Source organism: Bacillus altaicus, from assembly GCF_042136375.2.
Lineage (GTDB): Bacteria > Bacillota > Bacilli > Bacillales > Bacillaceae_G > Bacillus_A > Bacillus_A cereus_U.
The window spans coordinates 1971335-1991579 of record NZ_CM143394.1 but is presented as its reverse complement, the minus strand read 5'-3'; the positions used below and the strand labels follow the sequence as shown (position 1 = coordinate 1991579).

The following is a 20245-nucleotide window of genomic DNA, read 5'->3' as shown; positions in this document are numbered from 1 at the left end:
CTAGTTTTATTTCTTAGAAGGAAGCCAATATATTTTTACCTTATCGAAATTCGAAACCTTATTCTTATTTGTTTCATTACCCTTTATTCTTCTATTTTCATTAACACAATTCTCCAACCATCCGGATCCTCTATCGTTATCCCCTTATCTTTCCAATATGGATTTTCTGGTTCTACTTCATCGTATCCCATTGCATGCAGCCTTTTGCTCACTTTTTTCATTTCACTATCTTCACGCATGTAAAATACAAGTAAATTGTCTTTTGTTGGAGCCGGACAAGGGCTTCCATCTATATGTCTTGTAAATTCTAAATGATACTCTTCATCTGGTAGACCGAACATGATCCCATCATAACCATCATGATCGTAGAATTCACCTATACGTTTTAAACCTAATCCTTTTTCATAGAATGCTATAACCTCTTCAAATTTATCAGTTGGACGTGCTATTCTAAACTTCACCCATTTCATCATGATTTTCCCTCCATATTAAAAATTAATTACTGTATTACATATTATTGTATATAATCAACACGTTTCTTTAATCCCTCATTAGTATGAGAATAGCTACATACAAAGGTCTTACTTAATACTCTATAATAGCGAAAAACTCACCTCATCTAGAGAGAAGTTCCCATCATTTTATCCCGCTATTTGCGGGCAAATTCGGCGAACGCGAGGGAGTTATGTGGGAGTCGGGCTGCCTGTAAAAGCCCGATTGGTGAGGGCTAAAAATCAGTGGGGATGGACAAAACCCCAACTGATTAAAGTTTCACTTTATATGCAATTTTGCATCTTCACTTGCAAATTACTAAAAAATCTTTAAAATTTACAGGATGACTAAATATACAAATTTCATCTACATTCCTTATAACCTAAAAATTATTAACTACAACATTTTTTCAATTTTAAGAAGTATTATACTCTTCATTTTTTTCTTATAAGCATGCTTTTTATAAGGAAATCTGATACAATCCTTAAGTAATATTATTATGTATAGATATTACGAATATAGTGCATACTTAAAGAAGGTGATTTTATTGAAATTAAATAAAAATTTACAACTGTGTATATTAATTACAACATTAATATGCTATTCAATCTATTTTATGTTTTTCTTTCTGTTCCCTACTCATTTTTCAAATTTCAATGTACGCTTCGCTTCACTCATCGTTGAAGTCATTACATTTATATCGCTAATTTACTCTATACATTCTAAAAAAGTTAGTTCAAATCCTTTTTGGATATGTATTACAATTGCAATTGGTAGTTTTTTATTAGGAAAAGTAGTATATACGTATCAAGATACCTTTTTCGAACTTCCAATACATCATTTTACTATTTCTGATGTATTTTACATGTTTTTTCTATTCTTCTGTCTTATCGCTTTCTGCTATAAGATCTTAAAAGAATGCAATAAATGGGAAAAAGCTTTCTTTATTTGTGATATATGTATAGTACTTACTTCCATATTCACATTAGAATGGTATTTATTTAATCAGCCAAATTTAAATATATTCTCACTTTCACTCGGAGATATTTTCCTTTCATTTCTATATCCAATTGCAGATCTATTATTTCTTCTACTAGGTGTTAGTCTCTTTTTCCGCCCAACAATTTTTAAGTCCAAGCGGAAAATTTATATCTTTATTTTTGTATTAATTAGTTCTGCAACTTTTAACTATATTTATTTTTACTTAAATACCCATTTATCAACTGACACTATAACATTTTTACGTCTTTTATATAGAATACCTATATTGCTTATCGCAATAGCTGGGTCTATTTCAGAAGATGATAATAGCCATAAAAATTATTTCATTGTAAACCCTATACTAGGAAAGAAAGTTTTAGTCGTATTTCCCTATCTTGCTGTTGCAATACTAATCGGGTTTACGTTAAAAGAACAAACATCATCCTCAACTCTCATTACAGGGAATTGTATCGCTTTTGTTTTCGTACTTATTCGCCATTCTATTGTGCGTATGCAAAACGACACCCTAACAAAACGTTTACAAGTATTTAATGCTCAACTAGAAGAAAAAGTTACTTTAAGAACTTCTGATTTAGTCCATAAATCAGAGGCCCTATCTCAGAAACAACAAAAATTCAAATCATTATATGAATATCATCCTGATCCCATTTTTACGATTGATTTAAATGGAATATTCTTAAATGTAAATAAAGCAGGAAGTGTGCTACTCGGAGCACCAACGAACGAGTTACTTGGTGAGACATGTTTTTCTATCATTTTAGATGCAGATAAACATAAACTGATATCTGCATTAGAAAAAATTAAACAACAAGAATCAGCATCCTTACAACTTAGTTCTCAATATAAAGATGGCTTTACTTATTTTTTATACGTTACCATCGTTCCTATTATGATAGATGGACAAATTTCAGGAAGCTATATTATGGTAAAGGATATTACCGCACTAAAAAAACAACAAGAAGAAATAAAATATTTAGCATTCCACGATACTGTAACGAAAATTGGGAACCGATCCTTTTTCCATAGGAAGTTAAGAAAATTTATAAAAAATGCTCAAACAACACAAAGTGAGTTTGCATTATTATATTTAGATTTAGATCGCTTTAAAGTAATTAACGATACACTTGGACATTCGTCAGGTGATTACATATTAGAAGAAGTAGCAAAACGTTTCCAATCATGTCTTCCATCACATACTCATCTGTCAAGAATCGGTGGCGATGAATTTACAATTTTAATCGAAAACTATACGGACCATGATTCCTTATTCAAGTTATGTAACCAATTATTTGAAGGCATGAAAAAACCGTTTGTCCTACATGAGCATAAATTAACTTTATCACTTAGTATCGGCATCGCTATATATCCATCTGGTGGAATCGATACCGCTACACTCTTAAAAAACGCTAATGTTGCAATGTATGATGCTAAGGAAAAAGAGCCTAACTCTGTCTCTATTTATGACGATGTAATCGCTAAAAAAATCGAAAGACGATTACGATTAGAGAAAGATTTACCAAATGCAATTCAAAATGAAGAATTGTTCCTTTTATATCAACCTCAAGTTGATAGCAAATCAAATAAAATTATCGGTGCCGAAGCTTTAATCAGATGGAACCATCCCGAATTAGGTGTTATTTCTCCATATGAATTTATCCCTATCGCCGAAGAAACACTACAAATTATTCCAATAGGAAAATGGACATTACAGCAAGCCTGTCAGGAAATGAAACGTTGGCACACACTCGGATATTCTCATTTGAAAATAGGAGTAAATTTATCTGCTAAAGAGTTTGAACAAGAAGATTTTGTAAAGTCTATTTCTTCTACTTTAGCAACTACAGGTTTACCAGCAAGTTCTCTCGACCTTGAATTAACAGAACGAATTGCAATGATGGATGAGAGAGAAACATTGATAAAACTGCGTACACTAAAAAGTTTAGGGATTCACATTTCAATCGACGACTTTGGTACAGGCTATTCTTCCCTAGCCTACTTACCTTTATATCCAATCGATACGTTAAAAATCCCAAGAGAATTTCTTACAATGTCTGAAACGTGTGAAGATGGAATGGAAATCATTAAAACGATCATCACATTAGCAAATACATTAGGAATGTCTGTCATTGCTGAAGGTGTAGAAACGAAAGAACACGTAAATTTCCTTCAAAAAAATAAATGTCATTTTATTCAAGGTTACTATTACAGTAAACCTATTCATACTAATGCATTTACTGAGCTATTAGAAATCGGTATTCACCAATAGTACATAGCTAATCGGTATAAGTAATAATGAATTTGAGCAACTATAGTAAAAAGGAAAGAAGATACCTTCTTTCCTTTTGTTTTTCTATTACTTCACCACTTCATTTATTATATCTATTAATTGATGAATCCCCTCATCATTTGTTTTCTTATATCCATTCATGTTTTGAATATAGCTCTCCTTATTTGTATACAACTTATTTACTGCATGTGTAAATGTACTACTGTTTACTCTATCTTGAAGTAAAACTTCCGCATATCCTTGTCGTGCAAAATGGTCAGCATTTAAAACTTGATCCCCTCTACTGGAACCATTAGTTAACGGAATAAGCAACATCGGTTTCTTCAAAAATAACAATTCAGAAATAGCAGTAGAACCCGCTCTGGAAACTACAACACTTGCCATATTCAGTATATGTGGTAACTCTTCCCCTATATATTCAAATTGCATATAACCTTCCATTCCAATAGCTGGGTCCACCTTCCCTTTACCACACATATGAACAATATTAAAATTTAATAATAATGTATCTAAACTTTTCCTTACCATATCATTTATCCATTGTGCACCTTGACTCCCACCCATTATTAACAATACCGGTTTATCTTGCTGAAATTTACAATAGCTTCTTCCTCGTAATACGTTACCTCTCTCAATTTCTTCCCTTACAATTGGCCCTACATAAACCTTCTTCTCAGTACTTACATTACCCCCTGTTTGAGGAAATGTTGTGCATAGTTTTTTAGAAAAAGGTAATGCTATTTTATTTGCCAATCCTAACGTACTATCTGGTTCACGTATTATTATAGGTACACGATTTAACCATGCCCCTATAACTACAGGAACTGAAACAAATCCTCCTGCCGAAAAGATAACGTCAGGTTTTATTTTCTTAATTAATTTATAACTTTGTAAGCAGCCTTTTATAATTTTAAAAGGATCTTTAAAGTTCTCCCAATCCCAATATCTCCGGAGCTTCCCCGTTGAAATACTATTGTACTTAACATTTTGAACTAATAATTTTTCAATTCCATTTTGAGATCCAATATACTCAACTCCCCATCCTTTTTCCATAAATTTAGGAATCAATACCATATTAATCATTACGTGTCCGGCTGTACCGCCCCCAGTAAAGAGAATCTTTTTATTCATAACTTATATCCACCTTTATCATTAAAAATCTAGCTTTATATTAATCTTTAACTCAAGTCCTATATCTTGTAAAAGATCTTTGATGAGTTCATAAAAATCATTTCCATACTCACTACACTCATACTGAGCAAAAACTTGAATCACATGCCTAGTTCTAGTCTCTAGTGCTGGCTTTATTCGATCAACCTTTTTTTCTTCCACATACGCTCGATATTGATTTATTGCCTCATAGAGGTGCAACACATGCGCTTCTTCATCTTTCCAATCCAACGTATCAACAATCGAAAGAAATAGCGTACTTTGATTATCTATCGCTTCATAACAATTCATATATTTGTTACATCCTTTTATATTTTTATTGAATGCAGATTTCACTACACTTCGCATATTCAAGTACATCTTTTAATGATTGCTGAAATTGAATTTCTGGGATCCATCCTAATTTTTTTATATCCTCTAATAATAAATTTTCATTTGAGCTGCTCCCACTATTCTCTTTTTCTTTTATAGTAAAATTCAGCTGTGTTAATCCTTTAAATTGCTCCAATACATCTAATAAAGAGCGTTTTACTCCTGATCCAATATTATATTGTTTTCCATTTATACCATCACGTAATAACACATGATACGCTTTAACTGCATCACGTACATCTAGAAAGTCTCTACTATCTTTCAAACTGTTTACTTCAATAATCGCTTTACTTCTACCCGATTCTATATCTATCATTTTTTTTGCGAGAATTGAACAAACACCATTCGATACTCCTGGACCAATTAAATTTGAGGGCTTTGCAATGATAATATTTGAATCCATTAATCCGCCCCAAGCCTCCGCAATAATGACTTGCATAGTTTTACTTAAACTATATGGATTTGAAACTTTTATGTTTTTCATACTATCTGCTTGCAATGCAGATCCTATAACTAATGTTTTACAATGCGAGGCTTCCTGCTTAATGGCTTCTAATAAATATAAAGTCCCTATTACGTTAATCTCTATATATTCCAGAGAAGCTGTCCAAGACTCATTAACTGAGTTTCTTCCTGCTAAATGCAATACATAGTCTGGTTTTATTTGTTTAATTACCTTCATTACTTCACTCTTATTTGTTAAATCACAAGTAATACCATTTTCGATTTTTTCTCTATGTGAACGATTTTGAAACATAGGAATTACATGAAAGCCCTGCTCTAAAAAATATTGGCAAGCATGACGTCCTGTGAAGCCATTTGCACCAGTTATTAAAAGGCTCGCATTTCTTTTCATCGTAAAAACCCTCCTTTTTCTAACATTTGTTTCACCTCATGTTTTGTAAGTAAGTCTTGTTGAGAACTAAAACTCTTCACATCCACAAGCGGATAACTAGCATAATATTCTTGAAGTCCTTCTATAGGAATAGTCGGTAGTACCACAAAATAATTTTGATCAAAACTAATACTTGTTTTACTCTCTACCTCAGATAAAAGCATTTCACTTAATTTTTCACCAGGTCTTATCCCTACCTCTTTTATCTTCACGTTTTCTTTTTTTGAATCTTCAATCAATATTCTTGCTAAATCCGTTATTTTACATGCTGGCATTTTCATAACAAAGATTTCTCCTCCTCTTCCTTCAGATGCTGCTTTAAATAACAATCCAACAGCATCTTCAATGGTTAAGAAAAATCTAGTCATATTTGCATCGGTAATCCCTACCTGTGAAGACTTTTTAATTTGCTTTTTAAAAAGCGGTACCACACTTCCACTCGTCCCTAAAACATTTCCACCACGAACACAAATGAATTTTGTTTTCTTCGTTTGCACATTCGCATGAACCATTAACTTTTCACCAATTGCTTTTGTCATCCCATACGTATTTGATGGGTCGGCCGCTTTATCAGTTGAAACATATATAACTTTCTCAACTTGCTTCTGGATTGATGCTTCAATTACATTTTGCGTACCATGTATATTTGTTTTTATAGCTTCATAAGGATAATACTCACATACTGGAACATGTTTTAAAGCTGCAAGATGGAATACATAATGTACACCTTGGCAAGCATAGACTAGTTGGTCTTTATCACGAATATCTCCAATAATAAATTTTAATCTATCGTCATTTATAAACTGTTGCTGCATTTCAAACTGAACCGTTTCATTCCTTGAAAAAACCCTAATTTCTTTCGGTGATTTTTCTAATAGTTGTTTTATAAGTTCATGTCCCCACGAACCTGTACCACCAGTAATTAAGATTATTTTATTAAGCATTCCTTTTCCTCCTACCATACATTTCAATAAAAATTGTACTTATCAAAGCTATTGAATTATTTTCAATTGATTCAAATCATAATCGTAGTTTGTTACATTTAATTGACAAAATAAAAAAACAGAAACTATTAAAAAATAGTTTCTGTTTTTCATTTCACCTCTTAACAGTAAGATTTTTTCAGACTGTTTGCATGATAACTATATTCCTTGTAGAAAAACACCGTTCATTTATTTCTTATACTCGTAATAAAATAAATAGAATGATTCATAGCCAATGCCATGTTTACATTCATGAAAAAGGGAGGTAATGGAATGTACCGAAGCAATTCAAGCAACACAAATAACGAACCTTCCAAAGTACTCCCTCTCTCCCTATTCGACGTGAAAAATGAGTTAATACAAAAAAGCAACCTCATCCATTCTGATACAATGTGTAAATTAACGAAAGAAGAGCAACTCATCATCGACAACATAAAAGCACAAACAAAACAACTAAATAAAAATAATGTAACAAGAACACGTGCATACTACCAATTTTACATTCAATATCCAGAAATACATTGGGCACTACTTGGGCATATGGTATCACGTAACGGTGGTTGGAATATGACCGATTTAAAGGGAGATTTATATACGAGAATTTTATCAGAGAAAGATCAAATTACATTTTTTTCTTTTTTAGAAAGGGGAAATTGGCTTATTTTCCAAGATGTATATCCTCAATTTTTGCTATATGAACAAAGTGTAAAAAGATCGCAAAGGCTATTTCACCTTCTCCCTCACCTAAATGTTTCGACATTTATGGAAACGATGTGGAACGACTTTTGGAAAACCGGTAACAAAAAAACATTAGCGATTGCAACTATTATTAATGAACAAAACTACTTAGAAAAAAGAGTTATTCAAAATGTACACTTTAAAAAGACTGTACTAAATAGTATTGGATTTAAACTCTTTGATTTCTTTCAGTTTAATCACATCCTTTTCCCATTCTACGAAAATGATAAGAAACAAAAAGTATTACTATTTGGTGATACAATGAAACATTTTACGTCCTTGCATGAACGAATCTTAATTGGAAAAAGGTTGTATTCACTATTATTTCGGGATACACATATTTTATCTCAAATAATAAGTTGGGCCGAGCATCATCCACACACAGGCTCAAGGAAAGATTACTGGCCTCATTTATTTTCAAGTGTAAATGAATCTTTTTCCCGTGAGTTTTATAAACGCCGAATAAAGAAATGCCAGTTGCGTAGTGGTGCATATCGTATATACAGCCCTGCACTCATCTATGCATGGCGCGATATGAAACATGAAGAAGATGAAAGTAAAGATTGGTTTACTGATTGGCAAGTTGTAAATTACTTAGTTGATAAGGAGGAAAGTATAAGTGGACAAATTTCAGAAGACTACTGCAAAACACTCGAAAAAATTGAACTTGCAATTCTCGCAAAGAAAAATGTCCTCCTCCGAGAGGATGAATGACTTTCTAGCTTTAATAATTACAGTTTTTCTCTCTGCTATTATTGGAACTTGTTTAGATGCTTTCTTTGTTAATAAACAAATATATTCTTTTCCAGTTAGACCCTTCTCATCCACATTTTCAGTTAACATAGCTTTCACATTACTCGTACTACCGATTTTAACAGCCTCTTTTATACAAATTTCAAAAACATTATCTACAGTTTCTAGAACTCTATTTATTATTTCAATAGGCGTTTGCGCTAGCATTTTTGAGCAAGTTGCTGAGAGGCTAGGTTTATTTGTACATAATGAGCATTGGCATCATACTTATTCTTTGTTTGGGTATATGATTTTTCTTGCTTTTATTTGGAAAGTATATCGTTGGCTACCAAAATAAAGAGACCGTTTGTATAACGGCCTCTCCCCTTAAGCATAATCTTCAATTCTTACTACTGAACGACTTTGAAGGCTTTTTGATCGCAAACGATATGCAACTACTTTCTTCTTATATTGCTTTATTACATCAATGTGTTCCTCGTAGCTGTATATAGAAAATCTAATCTCTCTTTTTCCTTTCTTCGTCTCCATGACTATCGGTGTTCCATTCCCTTGCGGCGGAAAATAATGCTTATCCAAAAATAAAGCCTCATTAAATTCATGAATAACTTGAAGTTTCATTTCTCCTTCTATACTTTCCCCATCTACTGTTACAATAGTATTTTCCTCATCCAATTTTTGATGTAACTCAAATCTACTAATAATTGATTCTACAACAGAAGTTGGCATACTAGAAACTAATACTTTAAGAGCACCAAAAATAAATAATGTAACTATAAACCATGTTGTCATTTTAATCATCTCCATTACGCTCTAAAATGAGTAGTGTTATACTCCTTATTACGATTCATTAATCTTCAAAATAATAATTTCATTCCATAAGGTACTAATATACTAATAAGTATCCCTGTTACAATCATCGTCACCGAACCGATAGTTGCCTCTTTCTCTCCTTCTTTCACTAGACGACTCACACCAATGATATGTGATGCGCAGCCCATCCCAACTCCTTTTCCAATTGTACTTGTTATCCGGAAAAACTTAAGTACTGTCGGTCCTATGATAGCACCTGTTATTCCCGCAACAACTACAAAACTAGCAGTCATAGATGGAATGCCCCCAATTTGCTCGGCTAATGAAATTGCAATAGGCATCGTCGCTAATTGCGGTATAGTTGTTAATATAAGTTCCTTATCTATATTCAACATTTCCCCAATCACTACATTCAAACTGATTAAAGCCACTATACCGATTACTACTCCGACAAGTATCGATAAGAAGTTTTTCATAAGTATTTTTCTTTCCTTAAATAGCGGTATTGCTAAAGCTACAATCGCAGGGCTCAAGAAACTGGAAAGAACATCTCCTCCATTTTCCTTATAATCTTGATGAGAGATCCCGAAGATAAGAAATATACAAATCATAATCGTCGTAACTGTTAACACCGGTAAAGTAAATGGAAACGTAAATTTTTTATATAGCTTTGTCGCCAATAAATAAATCACTACAGTAATAAAAATTAAGACCATTTGAATAGCGCACCTTGTCAATTTTATTTTTTAGATGTTATTAATAACTGACTTACATAACCTGAAATAATTAACGTTACTAAAGTACTTACAACAACTAGAAAGAACATAATACTACCCTTACTTAAAAGAAATGATCCGTATTCCATTAGCCCAGTCGTCGAAGGAATTAAAAATAAAGGTAAAAATACTATTAGCTTTTCTGCACCTATCTCAAACCATTTTAATGGCAAAATGCGAGTGGAAAGAAGCAGAAAAAGAATTAACATTCCTATTAAACTTCCTGGCATAGATAGATGAAATACTTCCTGAATCCATACACCAACCAAACTAAACATATATAGCACTCCTACTTGAAGTAAAAGCGTCAAAAACTTCAATTGCTACTCCCCATTTCAATACCAAATTCCCACAATTTATTATTGAATCTCGTTTAATGTCTCTGCAAATCTTGTAATTCCAAGCTGAATTTGTTCTACATTCGCTCTGCCAAAAGTAAATCGTATATATTCACTTTTTGAACCTAGGACGCTTCCTGGGACAAATGCTACACCATTGCGTATAGATTCACCTAATAAATGATATTCATCAAACGTTCCTTGCACTTTGCACCATAAATGTATTCCACCCTCTGGAACAAAAAATTCAACCTGGTCCCCTAATATTTCTTCAAGCTTTCTAATTAACTCATCTCTTCTTTGCTTCAGTTGTCCACGAAGCATCGTAATATGCGTATGAAAATCCTCAGATTCTAAAAATTGGTTCGCTACCCACTGTGTAAATACACTATGACCGAAATCAACTTGCTGCTTCGCATCTGCCAATCGCTCAATTACGCGCGTGGGGCCAATTACCCAACCAATACGTAATCCTGATGCAACAATTTTTGATAATGAGCTTACATAAAGAACATTCCCATTTTGATCCATCGATTTCAATGTTGGATTCACTTCTCCATTAAAAGAAGTCAAACTATACGGATCATCTTCTACAATCGGTATACCAAATTCAGAAGATAGTTCTAAAATCTTTTTACGTCTTGCCAACGAAAGTACCGTTCCAGTTGGATTTTGATAATCCGGATTTAAGAACACCATACGAATGCGATGCTTTTTGTGCAAATCGATTAAGTCATCGGGATTCATTCCATGCTCATCAACTGGTAAACGGAATATGTTTAAACCTGCTGATTTAAACATCGGAAGTGAATAACAATAGGAAGGATCCTCAATTGCAATCGCATCGCCAGGCTTTAACAAACATTGAACGATAAGATTAAGTGCCTGCTGAGCTCCAGATGTAATAAGAATAGAGCTTGAATCTGCTTCTATTTGTTTATATTGCTCGACATGTGCCGCAATTGTTTTTCGCAACATTTCATTTCCAAGTGGATGGTCATAACCGAGATTTCCCATAAATGTTTTCTCCGACAAAATTGTTCGAAATCTATCACTCGGAATTAATTCTGGTGACAATTCACCACTCGCTAAATTGATTAAATCATCTTTTTGTGTTTCCGTTCGAATTTGTTGAACAAGTGGTACATTAGGTAAGAACGATCCATCCTCAACGTACCTACCCCAGTTCGGTATTCGTTTATGTGACACACCCCATATGTCTGTATTCACCCGGGTGCCGCTTCCTTTTTGCCGGTCTACTACCCCAAGTGATTTTAATTCCTCATAAGCAGCTACTACTGTACTCCGGTTCACTTGTAACCTCTGTGCTAACATACGCTCAGAAGGTAATTTTCTATCAGAAGGGAATTCACCGGTAGAAATGCCTCTTTCAATGTAATCAGCAATTTGTTTATAAACTGGTATTTTATCTTCACGATTCGGTTGCCATTCCATTTAGTTCCCTCCTCTCCAAGCTGGTGTCCTGAATTCATTAATAATAGTATTCACTGTGAAAATGGTATTAATCAAGCACATGATTTAAAAATGCCTCAACTGTCACATTAAAACTAGTAGGCTGTTCTAAATAAGGCAAGTGCCCACTATTTTTCAACTCAACAAATGTCGAGTTTCTCAAGTGTTTTTCAAATTCTCTCACATACTTTTCCGGAACAAAATAATCATTCTCTCCTCGTATAATTAAAGTAGGACATGTAATGTTAGAGAGGTATGGTCTTTGATCGTAATCAACTAATTCAGCGAATAGCCTTTGAATATGCATCAGATTAATAGTTTGTAGGGATTGATGAAACCCGCGGACAATTGCATCATTATCTTCTACTCCCATTGCTCTCAATAACGTACCGGCCCAAGTTTTCCCGTTATCATTCAAGCTAAGTAAATCATATACTTCAAGTCGTTCTTGACGATCTTCTGGTTCTAAATAGGGAAATGCATTTACAACAATTAAGCTAGAAACAAAACGTGGATATTGAATAGTAAAATCGATACCGACTCTAGCTCCTTTTGAAAGACCGCAAATTGTTACTGATTTTAGCTTTAAATGACTACATAACTCATATAAAACATTTGAATATTCTTTAAAACTAATTTCCATCCCTTCGGATTTCCCATGCCCAGGTAAATCGAGTGAGATCACGGTCCATTTCTTCTTGAAGTATTTTCTTTGATATAACCAATTATTCGAATTTCCTCCAAGACCGTGTAAAAACAATATGACAGGACCCGATCCTTCTATATTGTAATAAACCTTTTGATTTTTATATATAAAATACATATAAATCCCCTTCAGTTATAGCACTACATTTTCTTATTCTTTAATGGATATATCCAAAACGGCTCTCTTTCTAACCACTCAACTGTTTCCGGAACACCTTCTTCATACTCTCTTTCCAGCTCATCCACTTTAGTTGTAAATTGTGATGCATGTGCTCGTAATGCCTCTAATTTTCTTGGAACATATTCTTTCACTTCATTTTTAAAATCCGGAGGCCCAATTTCAGCTTCATGATTTTTCGAAAAAGCTACAGCATAAAAGGCCGGTCGTTTACTTTCCGAAATATTAGCTAATGCCTCTACTACCGCTTCCCCTGTTGCATCGTGATCTGGATGAACTGCATACCCAGGATAGAAAGAAATAACTATAGAAGGATTCAATTCTTCAATACAGTTTTGAATCAGACTTCTTAATTTTCCAGGCTCTTCAAATTCAAGAGTTTTATCACGATATCCCATCATACGTAAATCTTCAATCCCTAAAATATTTGTAGCTCGCTTTAATTCTTTCTCTCTAATAGCATATAAAGACTCACGTGTTGCAAAAGGTGGATTTCCCATTGCTCTCCCCATTTCACCAAGTGTTAAGCAAACATAAGTAAGAGGGACTTTCTGCTCAGTATAAGCCAAAATTGTGCCAGCCACGCAATACGACTCATCATCTGGATGCGGGAAAACAACTAAAACGTGGCGCTCATTTTTCATCAATATATTAACTCCTTTATCATATACACACTCTATAAAATAACGACCGCATACCAAGTAACTCCTACGAGAAGCACTAAAAGAAGAATGATATAAATAGCAGATAAGTTTTTTACATTCCTCTTTGTAGACTTACCGTAATTCTCCTCCACATTTCGTGCAACTAGCACGGTCCCAAACAGTGATACAACTACAATAATAACAACTAGTGAAATCGCAAAACTCATTGTCTTTTCACCTCTCTTAGGCCAGTCTATTTAAACAAAGAAGATACATATAAAATGTCCTTCTTAAGGTATCAATAAAATACTACCTTTCTTCTCTTATCATAATAGAAGTTTGCGAAAAACGGACCAACCACTTTTAGGTTTTTTTGCTCATCCACTTCAAAATAAAAAGCAACTGATCTCCTAGAATCAGTTGCTTTTTTACGAGGCTAATTATATTCATTTTCACTTAAAATTAATCCGATTTAAAAGTTTGGTCTTTTCATAATGAAACATCGATTGAGATAACTCAAAAATGGTTCCATTTACAAGATGAACTGTATTTTCAATAAGAAGTGCCGGATCACCTTCATTTAGTTCTAAAAGCTGTGCATTTTCTTTATTTACTTTTTCACAACTAATAACTTTATCGGCAAAGCCAATATTTAATCGTAAATCTTCAATGAAATAACTGTATACAGAGCTTAATGCTATTTCTTCATTCAAATAAGGAATGATATCCTTTTTGAAATAACTTACTTCAATAGAGAATGGTTTCCCATCTACAATTCTTAAGCGCTTCAAAAAATATAACCTAGTTCCAACTTCACATTGCATCTGCTTTGCTATCTCTTCGTCCGCATCTATTACTTCAAGCTCTAACACTTTCGTTTCAATATTTTGTGAAACAAGGTTTTTCGTTAATCCACGCAAACTGCCTAAATTAATGTAATCTGTTACAGAAGTTTCGCGTAAAAACATGCCACTACCTTGCACTTGAAAAATATAGCCTCTATTCACAAGCTGACTAATTACTTTACGTATCGTATTACGGCTTACTTCAAATCGGTTCATCAACGCTTCTTCTGTAGGTAGTTTTTTCGTTTCATTAAAAAGCCCATCTCGAATGTCTTGCTCTAAAACATCAGCAATTTGTTTATACTTTGCACTCATACACTTTCTCCTAAAATACTCTTTTATCTGTTATAACTCTTCTCCTCTCGTTTCGATCACATGCTTATACCAATGAAACGAAAGTTTCTTCTTACGTTTTAAGTTATCATTATGATCGACAAAAATAAAGCCATATTGCTTTTTATATCCATTTAGCCAACTTAATAAATCGATAACAGACCATGCATAATAACCTTTTAAATTAATTCCCTCTTGAATTGCACGCTTCATTACTTTTAAATGCTCTTCAATAAATTTAATTCTCGGAATATCTACAATTTCTCCGTCAATGATTGGATCTTCATCACCAAGTCCATTTTCCGTTACATACATCTTTATGTCACCGTAGCGTGCTTTCAACATATACAATCCATCTAAGAAACCTTCGGGAGATATTTCCCATCCCCATTTTGTATATGTTTTATCATCCATTTTAACTGTTCGATAAAAACCATCAAAAGAAGGACTACCTGGAGCAAGTGTTGAGTTTTCTCGAGAATGTTCCTCATTCTTTATATCCATATCGTATCTTTCCACTCGTATCGGTTGATAATAATTCAAGCCAATAAAATCATTTTTTTCGGCATTTTGTTTAATAATTTCTAATTCTTCAACCGTCCAATTAGGAGTCCATCCTTTTTCATTTAATTGTTGTACAACATAAGATGGATACTCACCTTTTAAAACTGGATCATAGTACCAATACGTTTCATATTCATTCGCATGATTTGCTGCTAGTATATTTTCTTTTTGATCATCCACACTATAAGCAGGTAAGAAAACATGCGTGATACCAATCTCTCCATATTGTTTCAACTGCTTGTACACTGCAACTGTTTTTGCATGTGCATAAAATACATAATGAGTCGCTTGAAAATACTTTGGAACATCATTTTGTATTCCAGGTGGATGTGCACCTTTTAAGTACCCTAATCCACAAAACATCACTGTTTCATTAAAAGTAATCCAATGTTTAACTCTATCACCAAATGCCTTAAAGCAAATCTCTGCGTACTTTACGAAAGCTTCTGCTGTTCGTTTATTCGTCCATCCACCGTCTTTTTCTAAAGTTAACGGTAGATCCCAATGATATAAAGTTACAAACGGTACAATCCCGTATTTTAAACATTCATCAATTAAGTTGTTATAAAATGCTATTCCTTTTTCATTTACCTCTCCATCTCCAGTCGGCAAAATTCTCGCCCAAGAAATAGAAAAACGATACGATTCTAATCCCATCTCAGCCATTAAGCGAACATCTTCCTTATATCGATGATAATGCTCAACAGCTACATCACCATTTGTCCCATTGTATGTTTTGCCAGGAATTTTTGAAAACTCATCCCAATTCGTAACACCTTTTCCATCTTCATTCCATGCACCTTCTACTTGATAAGAAGCTGAAGCAGCCCCGAATAAAAAATCATGTGGAAACTTCATAGTATATACTTCCGTTTCATTAGAATAAATGAAATTCATCATTACATATAAAATTTATAGGTACAAATTTTATATGTGTAATTATAGCGTAAGTTTCGATTTTTTTCTATCATGAACGCACGCTATGTAAAACTATATTTGATGTTAATTTTCGGAAAATAAAAAAGAAGCGATGTATTTCATCGCTTCTTACAATCAACATCTTTACTCTTTTATAAGTGACTTATTCGCTCTTATAACTTCTTGATAAAGTATTGGTGACCATTTTTCATTTATATAATCTTGAATTATCCAGCCCACTCTCGTAGGATTCTTTTGCTTCATATAGTTTGCAATTTCAGGATTTATGTAGGACGCATAATAATATGGACTATTCCATGCTGTACCACCAGAAGACAAGCTTGTAAAATTAATATACAGATGATCAAAATCTTCACTATTGTTAATCGTTTCATTTATCGTATCTTTAATAGATTTTACTTTCTCATCATAACTCACTTTATATTTATCTTGTACTGTTACATTTACATTTTGATTTACAGTTGTGGTAAACGTCTCGTTATCTGGCCAATAAAAATTATTATATCCTCCAGACTCATTACTGCCACTATATCTTTTTAATAATACAATTTTCCCACGAGCATCTCCAAGGTTTATATTCCCTTCTGTTTTTAAAAAGATAGGATCAAAAAAATATTTTTTTTCAAACGTACTACTAAATGAATCTTCTGCCCCTTTCATATCCTCATACTCTTTTTTTAAAGACATAATAATCGTTTCACTTGGATTATCTTTTAAAAATTGTTTCGCCTCGTTTATAAATTCGTACAATGTTACATAAAGATATAATGGCCCATGATGAAGAACTATCGTATTATCATCTGTTAAACGCCCTCTTATATCAAAAATTCTAGCTCCGTGATCCATTTGGTAACGAAAATCATATTCTTGCGTCATTCCCCATACTTGCTTTATCGGATTTTGCAACTTGAACGTTCCACTATCATGTGTTCCTGGAATTGAAATTCGTGCTAACGGTATGTTATCGGGTATAGGTTGCATCCATCTTGACCAATTTTCAAGTTCATTAATAGAGCTAGCTGCAACTACTTGCTTATCATTTAAAGCAAATACAAATGTACTAAATATAGTACTACATATGAATAATTTCAAAAAAAGTTTCTTATTGCTCATTATTATTCCTCTCTTTTTCTGTTTTTATATCAAACTTATTGAATGTAATATAGGGTAGTTAATAAAAAACCATTCACATATTCTCAATGCATTAGAAAAATTTAAAGTCCCTTTCTACTAGATAAATTATAGTAATCAACAACATAAACTTCAATGGGCTTTCATATGCAATATTTCATATTTGGGTCCTACATGATATAAATAAAAAACTTATGATGATTATTTATTCTGCACGTGCTAATATACTTATATTAAAATATAAATACATACCTTATATACTCTGAACTACATTATTCAACAGTTAAAACTTAATTTTTTATTGGGAGGATTTACAATGAAATTATTAAAAATAAAACATATAATTCCTTTGTCTGCAGCAGCAATTACATTCATATGTAATCAAGGTGCAGCTGAGGCTTCCACCATTCATACAGTAAAAAAGAATGATACACTTTGGGGTATCAGTAAACAATATGGAGTTTCAATACAATCTATTAAACAAGCGAATAATAAAGGAAACGATCAAACTTTTATTGGTGAACAGTTAAATATTCCAGGATCCATGAAATCAAATGAGGTCACTGTTCATCAAAACGACAAACCTAAGAACATCTCTGGACAAATTATTTATCAAGTACAGCCTGGAGATTCATTAGAAACTATAGCAAAGCGTTACAATGTTACCGTTCAATCTATAAAACAAATTAACAATACAGTCGGAAACAAGCTTTATACAGGACAACATTTAAAAATTAATTCAAGTATTTCAGAAAAAGAAAAAGACTTAATGGCAAGCTTAGTTACTGCTGAAGCAGGTGGCGAATCATATAAAGGAAAAGTAGCAGTAGCAAAAGTTATATTAAATCGTGTAAATGCAAAAGGTTTTCCTAATACAATAACAGGAGTTATTTATGAACCTATTAAACACGGATATGCATTTACCCCTGTTACAGATGGAAGAATTAATCAGCCTGCAAGCGCAGAAGCAAAAATGGCAGTAGAAGAGGCTATCTCCACAAATGGAATACATTCTGATTGGCTTTATTTCTATAATCCGAAAACATCAACAAGCAAATGGATTACTACACGTCAAACAGTAGCAGTAATCGGTAACCACGTCTTCGCTAAATAAAACTGTAATTTTCTTCAGATTTATTCACTTAACAACTATTTCAAATGATTAACAGACCTCTTTACTTAAAAGGTCTGTTCTTTTTATATCTAAGCTTTTTATTAACCATATGATAAAATGATTGTTTAAAAGTATCTCTCTTTTCAAATAAAAAACTGTTGTATCTCATTCATCATTTAGAGTAATTGAGAAAGTATCAAATCCACAACTATGACTTTATTAATACAAGCTATTTCTTAACTTTATAAAATTGTTATACACTAGGAAAATAGCTAACAAACTATTCGGTAGCAGGTGAAAAAAATGTATGATATTACAATTATCGGTGCTGGAGTGAGTAGCATTTTTATGGCTTATACATTAGCCAAAAGCAACAAAAAGGTTTTAATTCTTGATAAAGGTAAACCGTTAGAACATCGAAATTGCTCTTTAAAACAAGGGGAAATATGTAACTGTACTGCATGTGATAAATATTTCGGATTTGGTGGTTTAGGAAAGTCTGAAGGGAAATTTAATTATACAAACGGATTTGGAGGCGAACTCGAGCAAAAAGTAGGTAAAGAAGGATTTATGCAACTCATGGCGGAAGTAGATGAAATTCTATGTCAGTTTGGTGGAAGTTCAGTTTCAAAATATTCTACAGAAAATCCAACTCTCACTAAGAAGGCTGAGACATGTGGTTTACAAATGCTAACAACAGAAGTAAGGCATTTGGGTACTACACTTTCAAGTAACATTTTTCAGCAGCTCTATGAATTTTTACTTACCAAAATAGATATCCAATTTCATATAGATGTACAAAATATCGTTAAGCAGAAAGACCATTTTAAAATATATACAAATCAAGAAACTGTCCATTCTAAGAAATTAGTATTTGCAACCGGTCGTTCCGGGGCGGATTGGTTAAAAGAAATGTGCACTTCTCTAAATATTTCTCAGGAGCAAACCCGTGTAGATTTAGGTATTAGGGTAGAGATGAAAGAACATCAATTACGTTCTATATTAAAAGATACATTTGAGACGAAACTTTCTTATGAGCATGAACATTTCACAGCTACTACTTACTGTATGAATCCAAAAGGACGTATTATTCGAAAGTACGAAGAAGGTTTAGTTATGCCTGACGGTCAAAATTTTCGAGAGCAAGGAACTGGCACTTCTAACTTAAATTTCACTTTATTTATCCCGCGCTATTTTCCAACTCTCAAAGAAGCAAATGTATACGCAAGTTCAATTATTAAAAGCATTAACCAAGGACGAGATCGGATTGTTATACAGCGTTTAGAGGACTTAATAAAGAAACAACCTACAACGGAGAACAACATGAAACATAATCGTATACAGCCTACACTACACGGAGATTATGGAGATTTGAATAAAGAAATTCCTCAATTATATATTGAAGGACTCAAAAAATTTTTATTACGTTTAGAACAATTTATCCAAGAACCTATCGATAAAGATACTTTATTATATGGAATTGATGGAAAGTTCTATGCCCCTACGATAAAAATCAATAACCATTTTGAAACAAGTATGAATGGGCTATTTTTAATTGGAGATTGTTCAGGCATCACTCATTCATTATCTCAAGCAGCTGCAAGTGGTCTGTATGTTGGAAAATATTTATCAGACATTTAATTACTCTAATCAAATGGAAAGGGAGCAACTAATTGCTATTGCTCCCTTTTCCCTATTACTTC

The 20245-nt window shown here is 33.0% G+C and carries 20 protein-coding genes; 5 read left to right on the top strand and 15 right to left on the bottom strand.

The window, feature by feature from the left end:
- Positions 1-83 precede the first annotated feature (83 nt).
- Complete coding sequence (locus ACE38F_RS10510; protein ID WP_002111302.1) at positions 84-473, bottom strand: VOC family protein; 390 nt, start codon at positions 471-473, stop codon at positions 84-86.
- A gap of 566 nt (positions 474-1039) precedes the next feature.
- Between ACE38F_RS10510 and ACE38F_RS10505 the strand changes: the two genes are divergently transcribed.
- Positions 1040-3760 (top strand): putative bifunctional diguanylate cyclase/phosphodiesterase, encoded by a 2721-nt coding sequence (locus tag ACE38F_RS10505; RefSeq protein WP_375369373.1) that lies wholly within the window; start codon positions 1040-1042, stop codon positions 3758-3760.
- Between the two features lie 87 nt (positions 3761-3847).
- Here ACE38F_RS10505 and ACE38F_RS10500 read toward each other — a convergent pair whose 3' ends face one another.
- Genes ACE38F_RS10500 through ACE38F_RS10485 form a run of 4 tightly spaced genes read right to left on the bottom strand, consistent with a single transcriptional unit; the run spans position 3848 to position 7162 of the window.
- A complete protein-coding gene (locus ACE38F_RS10500; RefSeq protein WP_375369374.1) occupies positions 3848-4912 on the bottom strand; it encodes an undecaprenyldiphospho-muramoylpentapeptide beta-N-acetylglucosaminyltransferase in 1065 nt (354 codons plus the stop codon).
- Positions 4913-4933: 21 nt separating this feature from the next.
- Positions 4934-5242 carry a DUF6572 domain-containing protein gene (locus tag ACE38F_RS10495; RefSeq protein ID WP_060752180.1) on the bottom strand — a complete coding sequence of 103 codons (309 nt, stop codon included), beginning with the start codon at positions 5240-5242 and terminating at the stop codon, positions 4934-4936.
- A 25-nt stretch (positions 5243-5267) separates the two neighbouring features.
- Entirely contained in the window at positions 5268-6179 is a 912-nt protein-coding gene (locus ACE38F_RS10490) for an NAD-dependent epimerase/dehydratase family protein (RefSeq protein ID WP_002165222.1), read from the bottom strand.
- Positions 6176-7162: a UDP-N-acetylglucosamine 4,6-dehydratase family protein gene (locus tag ACE38F_RS10485; RefSeq protein WP_215553916.1), complete on the bottom strand. Its 987-nt coding sequence runs from the start codon at positions 7160-7162 to the stop codon at positions 6176-6178. The genes ACE38F_RS10490 and ACE38F_RS10485 overlap by 4 nt, the downstream gene beginning before the upstream one ends.
- Before the next feature lie 312 nt (positions 7163-7474).
- On the opposite strand from ACE38F_RS10485, the gene ACE38F_RS10480 reads away from it, so the two are divergent.
- The gene (locus tag ACE38F_RS10480) at positions 7475-8653 is read left to right on the top strand and encodes a DUF2515 domain-containing protein (RefSeq protein ID WP_215553917.1); all 1179 of its coding nucleotides are present in this window, start codon (positions 7475-7477) and stop codon (positions 8651-8653) included.
- Positions 8628-9029: a CBO0543 family protein gene (locus tag ACE38F_RS10475; RefSeq protein WP_215553918.1), complete on the top strand. Its 402-nt coding sequence runs from the start codon at positions 8628-8630 to the stop codon at positions 9027-9029. The genes ACE38F_RS10480 and ACE38F_RS10475 overlap by 26 nt, the downstream gene beginning before the upstream one ends.
- Positions 9030-9058: 29 nt before the next feature.
- Here the strand turns inward: ACE38F_RS10475 and ACE38F_RS10470 are convergent, their stop codons facing one another.
- The 10 genes from ACE38F_RS10470 to ACE38F_RS10425 all read right to left on the bottom strand — a co-directional run bounded on the left by ACE38F_RS10470 (position 9059) and on the right by ACE38F_RS10425 (position 17410).
- Entirely contained in the window at positions 9059-9481 is a 423-nt protein-coding gene (locus ACE38F_RS10470) for a YfmQ family protein (protein ID WP_215553919.1), read from the bottom strand.
- A 65-nt stretch (positions 9482-9546) separates the two neighbouring features.
- Entirely contained in the window at positions 9547-10218 is a 672-nt protein-coding gene (locus tag ACE38F_RS10465) for an LrgB family protein (protein WP_215553920.1), read from the bottom strand.
- Positions 10219-10241: 23 nt separating this feature from the next.
- On the bottom strand, positions 10242-10598 hold the full coding sequence (locus tag ACE38F_RS10460) for a CidA/LrgA family holin-like protein (protein WP_098777289.1): 357 nt from the start codon (positions 10596-10598) through the stop codon (positions 10242-10244).
- Positions 10599-10637: 39 nt separating this feature from the next.
- Entirely contained in the window at positions 10638-12071 is a 1434-nt protein-coding gene (pdxR, locus tag ACE38F_RS10455; RefSeq protein ID WP_375369375.1) for a MocR-like pyridoxine biosynthesis transcription factor PdxR, read from the bottom strand.
- A gap of 67 nt (positions 12072-12138) precedes the next feature.
- On the bottom strand, positions 12139-12912 hold the full coding sequence (locus ACE38F_RS10450; protein ID WP_215553922.1) for an alpha/beta fold hydrolase: 774 nt from the start codon (positions 12910-12912) through the stop codon (positions 12139-12141).
- A gap of 23 nt (positions 12913-12935) precedes the next feature.
- Positions 12936-13616 carry a bacillithiol biosynthesis deacetylase BshB2 gene (gene bshB2 / locus ACE38F_RS10445; protein ID WP_215556624.1) on the bottom strand — a complete coding sequence of 227 codons (681 nt, stop codon included), beginning with the start codon at positions 13614-13616 and terminating at the stop codon, positions 12936-12938.
- A gap of 32 nt (positions 13617-13648) precedes the next feature.
- Positions 13649-13843 (bottom strand): hypothetical protein, encoded by a 195-nt coding sequence (locus ACE38F_RS10440; protein WP_002066705.1) that lies wholly within the window; start codon positions 13841-13843, stop codon positions 13649-13651.
- A gap of 225 nt (positions 13844-14068) precedes the next feature.
- Positions 14069-14776, bottom strand: coding sequence for a GntR family transcriptional regulator (locus tag ACE38F_RS10435; RefSeq protein ID WP_215553923.1), 708 nt, complete (start codon positions 14774-14776; stop codon positions 14069-14071).
- Between the two features lie 30 nt (positions 14777-14806).
- The gene (locus ACE38F_RS10430) at positions 14807-16216 is read right to left on the bottom strand and encodes a glycoside hydrolase family 1 protein (RefSeq protein WP_375369376.1); all 1410 of its coding nucleotides are present in this window, start codon (positions 16214-16216) and stop codon (positions 14807-14809) included.
- A gap of 204 nt (positions 16217-16420) precedes the next feature.
- Entirely contained in the window at positions 16421-17410 is a 990-nt protein-coding gene (locus ACE38F_RS10425; RefSeq protein ID WP_215553925.1) for a phosphatidylinositol-specific phospholipase C, read from the bottom strand.
- Positions 17411-17744: 334 nt separating this feature from the next.
- Between ACE38F_RS10425 and ACE38F_RS10420 the strand changes: the two genes are divergently transcribed.
- Together ACE38F_RS10420 and ACE38F_RS10415 are read left to right on the top strand one after the other, a co-directional pair.
- Positions 17745-18542: a cell wall hydrolase gene (locus tag ACE38F_RS10420; protein ID WP_078181495.1), complete on the top strand. Its 798-nt coding sequence runs from the start codon at positions 17745-17747 to the stop codon at positions 18540-18542.
- A 303-nt stretch (positions 18543-18845) separates the two neighbouring features.
- Positions 18846-20183 carry an NAD(P)-binding protein gene (locus ACE38F_RS10415; RefSeq protein ID WP_215553926.1) on the top strand — a complete coding sequence of 446 codons (1338 nt, stop codon included), beginning with the start codon at positions 18846-18848 and terminating at the stop codon, positions 20181-20183.
- Positions 20184-20245: the final 62 nt, after the last annotated feature.

Excerpts from the sequence above, each read along its gene's own strand:
- ACE38F_RS10510 (WP_002111302.1), bottom strand. The coding sequence starts at position 473 with ATGATGAAATGGGTGAAGTTTAGAATAGCACGTCCAACTGATAAATTT.
- ACE38F_RS10500 (WP_375369374.1), bottom strand. The coding sequence starts at position 4,912 with ATGAATAAAAAGATTCTCTTTACTGGGGGCGGTACAGCCGGACACGTA.
- ACE38F_RS10495 (WP_060752180.1), bottom strand. The coding sequence starts at position 5,242 with ATGAATTGTTATGAAGCGATAGATAATCAAAGTACGCTATTTCTTTCG.
- ACE38F_RS10490 (WP_002165222.1), bottom strand. The coding sequence starts at position 6,179 with ATGAAAAGAAATGCGAGCCTTTTAATAACTGGTGCAAATGGCTTCACA.
- ACE38F_RS10485 (WP_215553916.1), bottom strand. The coding sequence starts at position 7,162 with ATGCTTAATAAAATAATCTTAATTACTGGTGGTACAGGTTCGTGGGGA.
- ACE38F_RS10480 (WP_215553917.1), top strand. The coding sequence starts at position 7,475 with ATGTACCGAAGCAATTCAAGCAACACAAATAACGAACCTTCCAAAGTA.
- ACE38F_RS10475 (WP_215553918.1), top strand. The coding sequence starts at position 8,628 with ATGTCCTCCTCCGAGAGGATGAATGACTTTCTAGCTTTAATAATTACA.
- ACE38F_RS10470 (WP_215553919.1), bottom strand. The coding sequence starts at position 9,481 with ATGACAACATGGTTTATAGTTACATTATTTATTTTTGGTGCTCTTAAA.
- ACE38F_RS10465 (WP_215553920.1), bottom strand. The coding sequence starts at position 10,218 with ATGGTCTTAATTTTTATTACTGTAGTGATTTATTTATTGGCGACAAAG.
- pdxR (WP_375369375.1), bottom strand. The coding sequence starts at position 12,071 with ATGGAATGGCAACCGAATCGTGAAGATAAAATACCAGTTTATAAACAA.
- ACE38F_RS10450 (WP_215553922.1), bottom strand. The coding sequence starts at position 12,912 with ATGTATTTTATATATAAAAATCAAAAGGTTTATTACAATATAGAAGGA.
- bshB2 (WP_215556624.1), bottom strand. The coding sequence starts at position 13,616 with ATGAAAAATGAGCGCCACGTTTTAGTTGTTTTCCCGCATCCAGATGAT.
- ACE38F_RS10440 (WP_002066705.1), bottom strand. The coding sequence starts at position 13,843 with ATGAGTTTTGCGATTTCACTAGTTGTTATTATTGTAGTTGTATCACTG.
- ACE38F_RS10435 (WP_215553923.1), bottom strand. The coding sequence starts at position 14,776 with ATGAGTGCAAAGTATAAACAAATTGCTGATGTTTTAGAGCAAGACATT.
- ACE38F_RS10430 (WP_375369376.1), bottom strand. The coding sequence starts at position 16,216 with ATGAAGTTTCCACATGATTTTTTATTCGGGGCTGCTTCAGCTTCTTAT.
- ACE38F_RS10425 (WP_215553925.1), bottom strand. The coding sequence starts at position 17,410 with ATGAGCAATAAGAAACTTTTTTTGAAATTATTCATATGTAGTACTATA.
- ACE38F_RS10420 (WP_078181495.1), top strand. The coding sequence starts at position 17,745 with ATGAAATTATTAAAAATAAAACATATAATTCCTTTGTCTGCAGCAGCA.
- ACE38F_RS10415 (WP_215553926.1), top strand. The coding sequence starts at position 18,846 with ATGTATGATATTACAATTATCGGTGCTGGAGTGAGTAGCATTTTTATG.